This window comes from Siphonobacter aquaeclarae (genome assembly GCF_900103285.1).
Classification (GTDB): Bacteria; Bacteroidota; Bacteroidia; order Cytophagales; family Spirosomataceae; genus Siphonobacter; species Siphonobacter aquaeclarae.
Genome location: NZ_FNGS01000004.1, coordinates 436,796 through 451,325 on the forward strand (window position 1 = coordinate 436,796; position 14,530 = coordinate 451,325).

Sequence of the window (14,530 nt, forward strand, 5' to 3'; positions counted from 1 at the left end):
CCCAAACTCTAAACAAAAAAAGAGCCGGCAACCACCCCGGCTCTAAACCCAACACCAACACTAAACTATTTTATCCGAAGACGGCGTAGATCGTCACGATGAGAGCAGTGATGCACCCGGCGCCGATCAGAAAAGGCGCCGGAACGCGGAACCAGGAGGCTTCGACGGCGAAGGCCTTTTCACTATCCCTGCCGCGCCCGCCGATGTAACTGATCAGGATCTGAACAAGCAGGCATATCCAGAAGACAGTCCCCATCCGGTTCAGGAATGGCATCTCCGGAAAGGAATACTTCAGGAATGCCGAGAGCGGAATACTCAGCAAGGCCGCTGCGAGCGCGCCGTTGGCCGTTGCTTTCTTCCAGAAAAATCCCAGCAGGAAAATCGCCAGAATACCCGGAGAGATAAAGCCGGTATATTCCTGAATATACTCGAAACCCTGGCCAAAATTCCGGAGAAACGGACTCAGCACGAGCGCAATCACGAACGAGACAACGATCGATACCCGGCCGAGCCACACCGTTTGCTTTTCATCCAGATTAGGGTTGAAAAATTTCTTGTGAATATCGAGGACGTAAATCGTCGAAATACTGTTCGCTTTCCCGGCGAGTGAGGCTACGATCGCAGCTGTCAGCGCCGCAAAAGCCAGTCCTTTCAGCCCTGTGGGCAGCAGGTTGAGCAATACCGGATAGGAATTATCGGGTTTGACGACTCCGCCTTCCGTAATACCCGAGACAATCGCCGGATCGGCATTTTCCTGAAACAGCACAAACGCCGCCAAACCGGGCAATACCACAATAAACGGCATCAGGATTTTCAGGAAAGAAGCGAAGAGCAGTCCGTTCCGGGCCGTGGTCAGGTCCGCGCCCAGCGCCCGTTGGGTAATGTACTGATTACAACCAAAGTAGTTGAAGTTTACAATCCATTGTCCACCAATAATGAACATCATCAAACCCGGCAGCTGGTTGTAGGCATCGATGAAGCCCCCGCGACCGTCGTGCACCTGGTACTCTCCTTTTGAAAAGAGCATGTGGAGGTGGCTGTCGGCTTTGTCGCGGATGAGTGCGAGACCTTCGAATACCCCGGAGCCGGAACCTACTTTATCTGACAACAGGTTCAGGGCCAGGTAGGTTGTCGCTAATCCTCCGACAATCAGGCAGATTACCTGAATCACGTCGGTATAGCCGATGACTTTCATCCCGCCAAGCGTAATGAATACTGCGAAGACGGTCAGGAAAACGGCGCAGCTGCCAAACCCGAAGCCCGTCATTTTCTCAAGACTGATTGCGCCGAGGTAGACGATGGAAGTCAGGTTGACGAGGATATACAAAAACAGCCAGAACACGGCCATCAGGGTAGCCAGACGACCGTCGTACCGTACCTGCAAAAACTGCGGCATGGTATAGATCTTGTTCCGGATGTACATCGGCAGAAAGTATACTGCGATGATAATCAGGGAGAAAGCCCCTACCAGCTCGTATACCGAAATGGCAATACCGAGCTGAAAAGCCTGCCCGCTCATGCCGATAAACTGCTCCGCCGAAATGTTGGAGGCGATGATCGAGGAACCGATGGCCCACCATGTCAGCGAGCCTTCCGCGAGGAAAAAATCCTTGGAATCGGCTGTTTGTTTGCCCTTGTGTTTGTAAACCCAGTATCCATACGAAGCAACGATGAGGAAATAGACTAGGAAGATCGCATAATCCAGCGATTCGAGGCCAAGCGTCATAAAATAGGTAGGATTTGGAGGTAGAGAGATCAGCAACCCTGCCCGTAGTAGGCGTCTTTGCCGTGTTTGCGGAAATAATGCTTGTCGATCAGCGTCTGTTTCAGCCTCGGTACGTCCGGTCGCAACGTGCACGACAGGTACGCCATCTGGGCAATCGCCTCGAGCAGGCCGGCATTGTAAACGGCCTTTTCAGCGGTTTTTCCCCAGGTAAACGGCGCGTGATTGCCCAGCAAAACCATTTCCACTTCAGAAGGCGACAGGTTCCGCCGTTCGAACTCATTCAGGATCTGGAAACCGGTTTCCCGCTCGTAGTCGCCCTGAATCATGGCGTCGTCCATCGGCGGCGCACAGGGTATATCAACCGTGAGGTAGTCGGCATGGGTCGTTCCGAGGATGGGAATATCGCGCTGTGCCTGCGCCCAGGCCGTTGCGTAGGTACTGTGGGTATGGACAATACCGCCGACATCGGTCCAGTTCTGAAACAGAACGGCGTGGGTTTTGGTATCGGAAGACGGACGCTTGTCTCCCATCACAACCCGACCCTCAAAATCACAGATCACAATATCCGACGGGTGCAATACCTCGTACGGTACCCCTGACGGCTTGATGGCGAAAAGGCCCTGGCTGCGGTCCACCACCGACGCGTTGCCGAAGGTGAACACCACCAGGTTGAGTTTCGGAAGCATCATGTTGGCTTCGTAACACTCTTCCTGCAGGTTTTTAAACATGATTATCGGGGAAAAGAGGCAGGTACTCCGGATGGAAGCACCTGCCCCGTTCGGTTAGCGATAGGTGACGTCGTTCCAGCGGAGTTCGTTTTTGAACGTGCGGAGGCGGGTCGCCTCGTCGATTACGGTCAGCTCCACGGCAAACATATCGGTGAAATCTTCGAGGTATTCCGTCGTCAGGTTCTGGCTGTAAACGGTATGGTGAGCGCCTCCGGCGAGAATCCAGGCGGCGCAGCCGGTCTGCATATCGGGTTGGGGTTTCCAGAGTACACGGGCAACGGGCAGTTTGGGCAGGGCTTCTTCGGCTTCGACGGCCTCTACTTCATTGACGAGCACCCGGAAGCGGTTGCCGAGGTCGATCACCGACACGTTGAGCGCCGGACCGCCGCCGGCATTGAATACCAGGCGGACCGGATCGGCCTTGCCGCCGATACCAAGCGGGTGGATTTCACAGGAAACAGCTCCCGACGCGATCGACGGGCAGATTTCCAGCATGTGCGAACCCAGCACCAGATTCCGGCCAGGCTGGAAGTGGTAGGTATAGTCTTCCATGAACGAGTTACCGCCTTGCAACCCGCTGGCCATGACTTTCATGGAGCGGACCATCGCGGCGGTTTTCCAGTCGCCCTCCCCGCCAAAGCCGTAGCCTGCCGCCATCAGCCGTTGTGAGGCGATACCCGGTAGTTGCACCAGTCCGTGGAGATCTTCGAATGTATCGGTATAGGCTTTGAAATTGCCGTCTTCGAGAAAGGCCTTGAGTCCCAGTTCAATACGGGCTGCTTCCCGGAGCGACTGCCGGAAGGCTCCGTCCTGACGCAGGGAGGCCGTCACCTGGTATTGTTCTTCGTATTCCCGGAGCAGGCGGTCGATTTCCGCATCGGAAATCTGGTTGACTACCTGGACGAGGTCGCCGACGCCGTGTGTATTGACGGAATAGCCAAATGTCAGTTCCGCAGAGACTTTGTTTCCTTCCGTCACCGCTACCTGCCGCATGTTGTCTCCGAAACGGACTACTTTCATACCCTGCATTTCGTACCGGGCCACGGCCACGCGTGCCCATACCGACAGGCGCTCGATCACATCCGGTTGCTGCCAGTGCCCGACGACTACCTTGCGGTTGAGCCGCATCCGGGAGGCCAGGAAGCCGAACTCGCGGTCGCCGTGCGCCGACTGGTTCAGGTTCATGAAATCCATGTCGATTTCGCCCCAGGGAATATCCCGGTTGTACTGGGTATGCAGGTGGAGCATCGGTTTCTGAAGGGCTTTCAGGCCACCTATCCACATTTTAGCGGGGGAAAACGTGTGCATCCAGGCCACGATCCCGGCGCAACCCGGGGCTACGTTGGCGTCCTGAATGACCCGGTAAATCTCGTCCGGGGTTTTGACGACCGGCTTGAATACTACCCGAACCGGCAGCGCCGAATCGAGAAAAGAAGCGATTACCTGCGAATGTTCCGCTACCTGACGAAGGGTTTCTTCCCCGTATAAATGTTGGCTGCCGGTGACAAACCAGACTTCAAACTGTTTTAAATCAAGCATTTTCTTGGGAATAAGAGGATTCGTGTTCAGCAATCAGGCCGGTTTCGAGGAAGCGGCCGAGGGAGAGGTACCGGGCATACAGGGTTTCATAAATGGCTGCTTTGTCCGCCTCAGGTTCGTACACAGCGTCGAAACCGGCCGACAGCGCCTCCTGCGCAGCAGCGATAGTCGGATGCACGCCCGACGCCACGGCCGCAAACATGGCCGCACCCAGCGCGCACGCCTGATCCGACGCCGCTACTTTGATCGGCACGTTCAGGACGTTCGCCAGCGTCTGCATCGCAAAGGCCGATTTCCGCGCTACGCCACCGATGGCGATTACCTGGCGGATGGGTACCCCTTCTTCCCGGAAGCGATCTACAATATTCCGGGAACCATAGGCCGTAGCTTCCACGAGTGATTTGAACACCCGAACGGTATCGCTGCCGAGGTTCAAGCCGGAGATAGCGCCCTTGAGGGTATGGTTGGCGTCGGGTGTCCGGCGACCGTTAAACCAGTCTACCGCCACCGGATCGGTTGGCGTAACCGGCAGCAGCGCCGCTTTTTCGGACAGCGCCGGAAGCAGTTTTTTCTGCAATTCCGTAGCAGCTTCCTCGCCTACCAGCTCGGCAACCGGCTGCACAATCAGGCGCTGAAACCAGGCGTAGATATCGCCATAGGCCGACATACCCGCTTCCATACCGAGCATCCCGGGGAGAATGGAGCCGTCGACCTGCCCGCAGATACCGCGGACGACGAGGTCCCCGATTTCGTCTGTCGGCGCGACGAGCATGTCGCACGTCGACGTGCCGATTACTTTACAAAGTGAATAAGCTTCGATTTCCGCGCCAACGGCCCCCATGTGGGCGTCAAATGCGCCAACGCCGATGATGGCATCGGGAGAAATCCCCAGCCGCTTCGCCCATTCCGCCGAAATACGCCCCATCGGCTGATCGGAGGTATAGGTATCGGAAAACAGCCGATCACGCATGCCCGACAGCAGCGGATCGAGGCGGGTCAGAAATTCATCGGAAGGAAGTCCGCCAAAGTCTTTGTGCCAGAGCGCTTTATGCCCGGCGGCACAGCGGCTCCGCTTCAGTGTGAGGGGGTTGGTATTTCCGGTCAGCACCGCTGAAATCCAGTCGCAATGCTCCACCCACGAAAAGGCTTTTTCCCGAACCTCCGGATCCACGCGAAGGGTATGAAGCATCTTCGCCCAAAACCACTCCGAGGAGTAAATCCCGCCGACGTAGGTCGTAAAATCCGTCTCCCATTGTTTGGCGAGGGTATTGATCTCTTCGGCTTCGCGGTTGCTGGTGTGGTCTTTCCAGAGGATGAACATCCCGTTGGGATTGCCGGCAAATTCCGGCAGCAGCGCCAGCGGCGTACCGTACTCGTCCACAGGGCCGGGCGTGGAGCCGGTGGTATCGACGGAAATCCCGGCGATTTGCCGACGGATTTCTGCCGGAACGTTCTTCAACGCCTCCCGGACCGACTGCTCCAGACCTTCCAGGTAGTCAAGCGGGTGTTGCCGGAAACGGGACTCCGACGCATCACAGTAGAGGCCTTTTTTCCAGCGGGGATATTCGAAAACAGCCGTACCGACCGTTTCCCCCGTGAGCGCATGCAGCACCAGCGCCCGCACCGAGTCGGTCCCGTAATCCACCCCGATTACATATTTATCTTGGGTCACAGGTTTAAAGTGTTAAGGTGACACATTCTTGGATGCCAGTTTTCAGTTTTCAGTTTTCAGTTTTCAGTTTTCAGTTTTCAGTTTTCAGTTTTCAGTTTTCAGTTTTCAGTTAGGGATTGGTTTCCGGAGAAAGTACCCCTAAAAAACGTTTGAATTCCCTGAAAATCTCCCCGAAAGCAAAAACTGAAAACCGTAAACTGAAAACCGCAAACTGCTTTCAGAAATCCGACATAAAATGCAAAAACGCATTAAACTGCTTCTGATACCGCTCCTGATCCAGGCGGTAGAGCACGGCCTTTTTGGTCACGCCGTGCTCGTTTTTTTCGCCGGTGTCTTTGAGCAGTTTGGTCGACAGGATCTTCCGGCTGAAGTTGCGGCGGTCGAACGGGCTGTCGTAAATCGCCTCATACAGGCGCTGCAGCTGCGGTATGGTGAACTTCTCCGGCAGCAGTTCAAACCCAATCGGGTGGAGAGCGGCCTTGTAGCGCAAACGCTGCAGGGCCAGTTCCACCATCCGGTCGTGGTCGAAGATGAGCTTCGGTCGTTCCTTGAGGCTCAGCCAGTATCCGTTCCGGGAGCGGGCCAGCTCGGCGTCGTGTTCGTGGATGTTGATGAGGGCAAAAAAACAGACCGAAACGGTTCGTTCGGCCGGATCACGGTTCACTTCCCCGAACGTCTGCAATTGCTCCATGTAGACGTTCTCCAGCCCCGTCAGTTCGTGAAGAATGCGTTTGGCGCCTACCTCCAGGTCTTCGTCGGCCCGGAGAAACCCGCCCATGAGCGACCATTTTCCTTTTTCCGGTTCAAAATTACGCTTGATGAGCAACAGCTTCAATTCCTCCCCGTCGAATCCGAAAATGATACAATCGGTCGCTACCAGGACCCGGTTTTCAACAAGGTACTCCATAACAGGTTATTCGGTTAAGCCCAATCGTGTCAAAACAACACAATAATTTCGAATAACCAATGAAATAATTAAACTTTTTCAATAAAAGGAAGGCTTCTATTAAAAGAAATCTGTTCCTTTCCGGAAAAAGACGACAAAAGCCGACGCATACCCGCTGCGCCGGCTTTTCTGTTTTCCTGACTTTTATAATTATTTCAATTCCAGCACGACGACAGACGCCTTCGGAAGTTTGACTTTCAACGCGTTACCTGCCTTCGTGGCTCCTTTAAACGTTTCGGGGTGAATTTTTTCCGGCTGCTCGAAGGTATTGTGGTCCTGCAGATTCGCGGAGGTCAGGATTTTTCCCGTTACAGAGCTGAACGTCAGCCCTTCCAGGGAGATCTCCTGTTCCTTTTTCGGGTCGATGTTGGTGAGGGATACATGAATCGCTCCGTTTTTATCGCGTGATACCGAGGCCGATACCGCCGGAAGTTTCCCGTCTCCGAATACATAATCCGGTGAAGTCAGCGTCACCGGAATGAGCTTCGCATCCTGGTGTACGTTGTACATTTCCATGACGTGGTACGTCGGCGTCAGCAGCAGTTTTTCTTCTTTCGTCAGAATCACGGCCTGCAGCACGTTCACGACCTGAGCCAGGTTGGCCATCCGGACGCGATCGGCATGGTTGTGGAAAATATTGAGCGTCGCACCGGCGATCAGCGCGTCCCGGATGGTATTCTGCTGAAAGAGGAAGCCGGGGTTAGTACCGGGTTCGACGTCATACCAGCCGCCCCATTCGTCCACAATCAATGCGACCTTTTTCTTCGGATCGTATTTGTCCATGACAGCGGAGTGCTTCGTCACCAGCTCTTCCATCAGAAGCGCCTGCTTCATGGTACCGAAGTATTGCTTTTCATCGAACGCGGTCGAGGGTCCCTTTTTGTTCCAGTCCGTCACCGAATAGTGGTGCAGGGCTACGCCGTTGAGCAGGTTATGCGGAATATCGCGCATGAGTACTTCCGTCCAGTGGTAGTCGGCGTCGCTGGCGCCGGAGGCGATCCGGAAGAGCTTCGACCCGCTCCAGTCCGACATAAACGTGGCATATTTCCGGTAGATATCGGCATAGTACTCCACCCGCATGTTTCCGCCGCATCCCCAGGCTTCGTTTCCAACGCCCCAGTAGCGCACTTTCCAGGGTTCGGTACGACCGTTTTCCTTCCGCCAGTTGGCCATCGGGCTGACGCCGCCGAAATTGACATACTGCACCCAGTCGGCCAGCTCCTGTACCGTGCCGCTGCCGACATTACCGGCCAGGTAGGGCTCCGTACCGAGGCGCTCGCAGAGGTCCAGGAAGTCATGCGTCCCAAAGGAATTATCTTCCGTTACACCTCCCCACCACTGGTTCACAATCGTCGGGCGTTTGGCTTTCGGGCCTACGCCGTCTTTCCAGTGATAGGTATCGGCGAAGCACCCGCCCGGCCAGCGGAGGTTGGGGATCTTCAGTTTTTTGAGGGCGTCGATGACGTCCGTCCGGACACCGTTGACGTTGGGGATGGTTTTATTCGCTTCCCCGACATAAATACCGCCGTAAATACAGCGGCCGAGGTGCTCGGCGAAGTGGCCGTAGATATGCCGGCTGATCGTCACCGTCGTATCAGCGCTCCGAGCTACGATCCGGCTCTGGGCCGACACTGCTCCCGCGGTCAGGAGCAGAAAGAGAGAGGTCAAGGTCTTTTTCATCGAAAACAGGAAATAACCGGGACAAAATTAGACGAACCGGTGTTTCCACACTCCCTGTCACTTGGCGGAGTATACCTTTATTTTGACATAAAAATTAACAACACATCTTCAAAACAGCAAACAAACGCCTACTGCCTCATTCAACCCGTATAGTGCGAACCGTCAGAAACAAAAAAAACCGGGCTCAAGCAAGCCCGGCTTTTCCCACTACACAATTACTTACCATTTAATTTCCTGCACGGGAGAATACAGCATTTCGGCAACGCCGACGGTCTTCACCCCGATACGTCCGTAGAGGTAGTTTTTATTGACGCCGGCCGGCATGGGCAGGGTAAACGTCAGGTCCTTGCTCAGATCGGACAGCGCCGAGCCGGTCAGATCGGCCTTCGCGACGTTGTTATTCAAATCGACAAACTGCGTACTGCCCAGGTAAAAGGTCACCCGCTCGATCGCGCGCGACGTTACGACCTGGTTGATCCGGCAGGTAGCGGTAAATGTCGTACCCGATTTCTTATACGCCTCTCCCGCTACCGTGTAGTACGGTTGCACGGGTACGTCCACCTGCGTAGCGCCTTTCACATTGACCCGGAGCGTATCCGTATTATCCACCCAGGGGCCGTTTCCGCGAAGTAGCACCAGTTTATAATCGCCGTCGAACAACGAAGTAGAAAACGACCCCTCCTGATCGACATATACCGGAATCTTGGTATACAACTGGTAGCCTGATTGCCACAATTCCAGTTGAACACCATCGCTGCGTACCCCAACCGGCTGGTTTTGGTAAACGACTCTGCCCTTCAGCGTGGAAGAAGGCGGCGTGTAGTTATCCTTGGCACAACCGGCCAGGAGAGCGGCCAGTACCGTCAGTCCATACAATAGCTTCTTCATGTCAGTGGAAAGGATTACGTACGATTTTCGGGTTGTTGTTGATCACATTCTGGTCGATGGAAGAATAGTAGTTCCCCATCTGGAACAGGCGTGGCGCGCGGAAACGGGGCGCTACCAGCTTGTCGAAGACATACTTGCCGTCGCGCGGGTCGCCGGGGCGGACCACCCGGTACGGGTAGAGCGCATATGCTACGGCGTCGGCGTTGCCGGGACTGCCGTTCCATACTTCGTGGGCGATACGCCAGCGCTTGAGGTCCCAGACGCGGTGGTCTTCGAAGGCCAGTTCTACCCGCCGTTCGTTCCGCAGCCGGTCGATCGTCAGCGTTTTCAGGCTGCTGGCCGGGAATCCGGCCCGTTCGCGCAGTCGGTTTACATAGGCCAGAGCGTCGGCGGTTTGTCCGAGTTCAAAGGCGGCTTCCGCGGCGTTGAGGTAGATTTCACCAAGGCGGAAGCGTACCCACCACATATCGCTGCGAATACCGCGGGTGCTGGCCATCGGCGCCGGGTCGATGTACTTCCGGAGGTAGAAGCCGGTGTTGGATACTTCGGTCTGCGAACGTTGCGGCCCGGAAGAGCCGGTCAGCAGTTTACCATCGGTATGCAGCGCGCCGAGGGTATTGGATTCGACGGTTTGATAGGCTGTGCCATTCCATACCTTCACCCCTGCCTGTATCTGTACTTCCAGGCCGCGGAACGTCGTCCCCGGATAAATAATGGTACCGTATAACCGGGCGTCCTTGTTGGCAAAAATGCCATTGAGGTTGTCGTAATAGATGTAATCGGATCCGTCGGCAGTGCGGTTGCGCAGCTCTCCTGATGACCCGTCGAGGTATTCGTAATCTTCGACGAGGTTGAGATTCGGGGTAATGGCAGACGACCCGAGGTTATCTTCCCGCACATTCCGGGCGATGTTGTCATACGTAAAACCATGACGCTTGTCTTTCGCCGTCAGAAAGTCCATCGCCAGAATTACTTCCTTGTTGTTCATTTTTCTGGTGACGGCCTCGAAGAAGTTTTCGCCCAGGTTCGGATTACTTTGATACAAGCTGTAGCCGCCGGTCTGGATGATCTCCTTCGCGGCGTCGAAGGCTTTGGTGTAGTACTCTTTCGCCCGGTTGGCCGGAATACCTACTTCCCCACCGGAAGTCGCGATCGGCGCGCCCATCAGGTTGTTGTATTTGGCGATGGAACCGGCGTACAGCATCGCGCGGCTTTTCAGGGCCAGGGCTGTGAACTTGTTGGCGCGGGTATTGCTGCCGGCATTGCCGAGTTTGTCCTTGACGGCATCGAGTTCGGCCGCGATGAAGTCGTATACTTCTTCTTCCTTGTTCCGGGGCTGCTGCAGGGGTGCCGGATCGCCGCTGAAATCATAGATGAGCTGCTTTGTCACGAGGGGGACGCCGCCCATGCGTTTCACCAGCTCAAAATACTGGTAAGCACGCAGGAAGCGGAGCTCCGCCGAAAACTGGGCTTTTTGTGCTTCCGACAAGGATTTTCCGTATTTCTCGATGCCTTCGAGCGCCAGGTTGACGTCCCGGACAAGGCCATAGTCCCACAACCGCCAGCGGTCAAACGGGTAGTTGATGATGTTGTTGCGGGCGTCGTCGTTGCCCGACCACATCGCTTCGTCGTACGCAGCAAATTCCGCCCAGCCATTGTCGAGCTGGCTGTGCGCCGGCAGGCGGTTGTAGTAGTTGGCCAACAGGCTGGTGATCATTTTGGCATCGTTCCAGACCTGCTCTTCGGTAATGATATTGGGCGGCTGCCGGTCCAGCCAGTCTTTCTTGCATCCGGTGGCCAGCGCCGTCACGGCGGCGAGGAGTAGTATGTTTTTTTTCATCGGTCTGGTCGGTTAGAGGTTCAGGCTGAAGCCGGCGTTGTATAAGCGCTGCTGCGGATAGACCAGTGCGCCGTTCGACGAGATTTCCGGGTCAATGCCGATGTCGCGGGTGTTGTCGATCGAAAAGAGGTTCGTTCCGTTGACATACACGCGAAGGCCCGACAACCCGATTTTCGACAGGAAAGGCTTCGGAAACTGATAACCGATTTCGAGGTTGCGGAGCCGGATGTATCGGACGTTCGTCACCCAGAAATCACTCCGGCGACTGAAGTTGACGTGGCTCGTATTGTCTTTCCGGATGGCCGGATACGTCCCTGGAACCCACTTGCTGTCCGGATTGAAGGGATCTTCCCGGTGCCAGCGGTCTTCAAACATGTAATTGGGAGAAGTACCGTTGTTCTGAAACGGTATCTTCATTTCCACTTCCCGGCGGAAGGACTGCATGCCTGCGCCTGCAAAATCTACCGTCAGCGTAATGCCCTTGTAGGCCACGCTCCCGTTGATGCCGAAGCTGAAATACGGGTTGGCGCCTTCGGCGTATCCGATCGGGCGCTCGTCCATACCGTTGATGATGCCGTCTCCGTTGACGTCCTTGTAGATAAAGTCTCCGGGAAGCTGGGTACGGTTACCCTGCCCGTCGTTGTTGATCTTGTAGCCGTCGATTTCGGATTGTGACTGAAACCGCCCGATTACCTGATAGCCCCAGTTGATGTTGGCCCAGCGATCGACCTGGGAATTACGGTACTCGTCCCACGAATTGCCGAAGCGGGGTTTGTACTGGCTGATGTTCCGCAGGCGGGAGATGGTCCCGTTGACACTCAGGGAATAGTCGACATCCCGGGCCTTGCCCCGGTACGTCAGCACGCCTTCCAGACCGCGATTGGCGTCGGAGTTCAGGTTTTCGTTTGGCAACGAGTAGCCTACTTCGCTCGGCAGAAGTACGTCGTACCGGGCAGCGGGCAGGCCGTTGCGGCGACGCTCAAAGGCGTCAAACTGTCCGGAGAATTTTCCCCCGAAAAAGGAAAAATCAATCCCGATGTTTTTGGAGATGTTCGTCACCCACGAAAGCGAGGTAATCGGCAGGCCCCGCGGCTGCAGACCGATGACCAGATTGCCGTCGAACACCGCGTTTCCGCTTGCCCAGTTATACCCCGACAGGTAGCTGAACGGCGATACGACAAAGGAGTTATTGATCAGGTCACTGCCGGTCCGGCCATAGGAAACCCGCAGTTTCAGTTCGTCCAGGAAGGACTTGTCTTTCAGGAAGTTTTCCTGCGACAACCGCCAGCCGAGGGATACGCCCGGGAAAAACCCGTAGCGGCGTCCCGGCGCGAAGAGAAAGGAGCCGTCATACCGGCCGAGCGCTTCCACCAGGTACTTGTCTTTATAGCTGTAGTTCAGACGACCGATATACCCCGCCCGGGCTTGTACATTCCATTCATCGGCCAGGTAATCCTGATTAGCGAAATACTGAATGGGAATGTAGTTATTCGGCGGAACGGTGTGGACAACCATATACTTGTTATCCTGATCCGACCGCTCATAGGCGAGTACCGCGGAAACGTGGTGATCAGCAAACTGCCGGTTGTAACTCAGCTGAAATTGCGCGAACCGGTCGACAATATTGCGTTTCCGCCTTTCCCGCCAGGGGTTTTGATTACCCCCTCCGGGAACGACGTTATAGGTATCGGTTTTGGGGTCGTAGGTATAGGCGTCGTAGGTGTACTCAAACCCGTCGAAATCAAAGTTGGTAAATTGATACGACGCAGTGGCTTTGGCTGTCAGGCCGAAACCGAAATCGTACTGGGCATAGAAGTTGCCTTTGCCGTTCATCCATACTTCGTCGATATACCCGGTAACGCTTTCTTTATACGTCGCCGGATTGACGTTAACGTTGTGCGTCTGGTTGATATACTTCGGGTTATCATTGGCGTAAGGCCGTTCGGTCGGCCACATCGAGAAGATACTCAGGAAGGGGTTGAAGTAGTCATCCAGCCCGGGTACGCCGACCTGGTGCCGCAATTCCCGGCGGGCGCTCAGCTGCGTTCCGATGCGGAAGCGCTTCGAAAGCGCCACTTCCACGTTCGTCTGAACGTTGGTCCGGTTGAATTTGTAATCCCGGATGAGCGCCTCCTGATCCAGATGCCCGATTGACACATAATAGTTTACATGTTCATTGGCGCCGGAGGCATTGGCATTGAGGGAGTACTGCGGGACGTTGGGCCGCATCACCATGTCATAATAGTCAAAGCTCTGATAGCCTTTTTCGGTACCGGCTTTCCATTTGGCGAGTTCTTCCGGCGTCCAGGTCGTCGCAATACCCCGGTTCTGGTCCGATTCGGCAAGCGCCCGCACGTGCTGGTAGGCATTGGCCGGCCGCGGGTACCGGGTAAAATTCTGGACGCCGTAATACCCGTTGATGTTGATGACGGGCTTGCTGCCGGTTTTCCCGCGTTTGGTGGTCACGAGGACAACCCCGTTGGCCGCCCGGAGGCCATACACCGCTGCGGAGGCATCTTTCAGAATAGAGATGTTGTCAATATCGTTCTGGCCCAGGTTGTTGAAGTTTCCTTCGTCGGAAGGAACTCCGTCGATGACATACAGCGGCGTACCCATGTTCCGGATCTGGATACTCGTTCCGGCGCCGGGGCGGGCATCGGCCTGCCGGGCTGTAATCCCCTGAATCTTACCGACTAACGCCCCGGAAGTCGTAACGGCCGGCGTGCGGAGAAGGTCAGTAGACTTGAGCGTTCCGACAGCTCCGGTTACCGTTTGTTTCGACTGGGTGGCATACCCTACTACGACTACTTCCGTCAGGTTTTTGGACGACGACGTAAGTGTTACCGTCAATTGCGTCATCGAACCGACGGTCAGTTCCCGCGTTTCGTATCCGATGAAACTGAATACCAGGACAGAAGAAGCGTCCGGAACGGAGATTGAGAATTTTCCCTGGCCGTCCGTCACCGCGCCGCGCGTCGTTCCCTTCAGCAGAATGCTGACTCCGGCAAGCGGTTCACCGGAAGAAGAGGTCACTGTTCCGGTGACGGGCGTATCCGCAATGGGTTGGGCCCAGGTCCATTTCCGTGATTCGGCTTCTACGGCCTCGGGAACGGAAGTTAACAGAAGAGGTACCAGGGCAATTTGCCATGGAAAGCCACCGCCCTTGAAACAAGGTCGTGTTTTTTTCATAGTTTTGAATGTTTTGTTCAGTCGGAAGTTTTGGGCAAAACATCCCCGTCTGCCCCGGCCAAGGGGCAGCCAAACGGACTGCCGGTGATATCGCAACTATCGCCGGCTTTTTTATTGCCCGGTTACAGCAAACATCAGTGCATCATAAGTAGTCTGTGGAAAGGTTTTGCGTTCAAAGAAAAGGTCGTCGTGAAGGATCTCCCCGGGGGAAAAGCAGGCTGCCCATTCCCTATTTGTTCATTATTCAAGAAAAACATGAACAAATCAGGCAAACAAATGTAGAAGAGACACAGTGGGGACACTCCCTCAAATTTGCCGACCA

General features: G+C 55.3%; 9 protein-coding genes. All 9 read right to left on the minus strand.

All coding sequences use genetic code 11. The annotated features are described in order from the left end of the window. Positions 1-70: 70 nt before the first annotated feature. Positions 71-1,726, minus strand: coding sequence for a sodium/sugar symporter (locus BLR09_RS12165; protein ID WP_093202266.1), 1,656 nt, complete (start codon positions 1,724-1,726; stop codon positions 71-73). 29 nt (positions 1,727-1,755) lie between these two features. Next, positions 1,756-2,454, minus strand: a complete 699-nt coding sequence (locus BLR09_RS12170; RefSeq protein ID WP_093202267.1) for an L-ribulose-5-phosphate 4-epimerase — start codon at positions 2,452-2,454, stop codon at positions 1,756-1,758. Positions 2,455-2,508: 54 nt separating this feature from the next. Beyond that, positions 2,509-3,993, minus strand: coding sequence for an L-arabinose isomerase (araA, locus tag BLR09_RS12175; RefSeq protein ID WP_093202270.1), 1,485 nt, complete (start codon positions 3,991-3,993; stop codon positions 2,509-2,511). Next, on the minus strand, positions 3,986-5,665 hold the full coding sequence (locus BLR09_RS12180; protein WP_093202272.1) for a ribulokinase: 1,680 nt from the start codon (positions 5,663-5,665) through the stop codon (positions 3,986-3,988). The genes araA and BLR09_RS12180 overlap by 8 nt, the downstream gene beginning before the upstream one ends. A gap of 217 nt (positions 5,666-5,882) precedes the next feature. After that, on the minus strand, positions 5,883-6,572 hold the full coding sequence (locus BLR09_RS12185) for an NUDIX hydrolase (RefSeq protein ID WP_093202275.1): 690 nt from the start codon (positions 6,570-6,572) through the stop codon (positions 5,883-5,885). A gap of 189 nt (positions 6,573-6,761) precedes the next feature. Beyond that, complete coding sequence (locus BLR09_RS12190) at positions 6,762-8,291, minus strand: alpha-N-arabinofuranosidase (RefSeq protein WP_093202277.1); 1,530 nt, start codon at positions 8,289-8,291, stop codon at positions 6,762-6,764. A 219-nt stretch (positions 8,292-8,510) separates the two neighbouring features. Continuing rightward, positions 8,511-9,179 carry a DUF3823 domain-containing protein gene (locus BLR09_RS12195; protein WP_093202280.1) on the minus strand — a complete coding sequence of 223 codons (669 nt, stop codon included), beginning with the start codon at positions 9,177-9,179 and terminating at the stop codon, positions 8,511-8,513. A 1-nt stretch (position 9,180) separates the two neighbouring features. Then, entirely contained in the window at positions 9,181-11,019 is a 1,839-nt protein-coding gene (locus BLR09_RS12200) for a RagB/SusD family nutrient uptake outer membrane protein (RefSeq protein WP_093202282.1), read from the minus strand. A 12-nt stretch (positions 11,020-11,031) separates the two neighbouring features. Further along, complete coding sequence (locus BLR09_RS12205; RefSeq protein WP_093202285.1) at positions 11,032-14,208, minus strand: SusC/RagA family TonB-linked outer membrane protein; 3,177 nt, start codon at positions 14,206-14,208, stop codon at positions 11,032-11,034. Between the last annotated feature and the right edge of the window lie 322 nt (positions 14,209-14,530).

Excerpts from the sequence above, each read along its gene's own strand:
- BLR09_RS12165 (WP_093202266.1), bottom strand. The coding sequence starts at position 1,726 with ATGACGCTTGGCCTCGAATCGCTGGATTATGCGATCTTCCTAGTCTAT.
- BLR09_RS12170 (WP_093202267.1), bottom strand. The coding sequence starts at position 2,454 with ATGTTTAAAAACCTGCAGGAAGAGTGTTACGAAGCCAACATGATGCTT.
- araA (WP_093202270.1), bottom strand. The coding sequence starts at position 3,993 with ATGCTTGATTTAAAACAGTTTGAAGTCTGGTTTGTCACCGGCAGCCAA.
- BLR09_RS12185 (WP_093202275.1), bottom strand. The coding sequence starts at position 6,572 with ATGGAGTACCTTGTTGAAAACCGGGTCCTGGTAGCGACCGATTGTATC.
- BLR09_RS12190 (WP_093202277.1), bottom strand. The coding sequence starts at position 8,291 with ATGAAAAAGACCTTGACCTCTCTCTTTCTGCTCCTGACCGCGGGAGCA.
- BLR09_RS12195 (WP_093202280.1), bottom strand. The coding sequence starts at position 9,179 with ATGAAGAAGCTATTGTATGGACTGACGGTACTGGCCGCTCTCCTGGCC.
- BLR09_RS12200 (WP_093202282.1), bottom strand. The coding sequence starts at position 11,019 with ATGAAAAAAAACATACTACTCCTCGCCGCCGTGACGGCGCTGGCCACC.
- BLR09_RS12205 (WP_093202285.1), bottom strand. The coding sequence starts at position 14,208 with ATGAAAAAAACACGACCTTGTTTCAAGGGCGGTGGCTTTCCATGGCAA.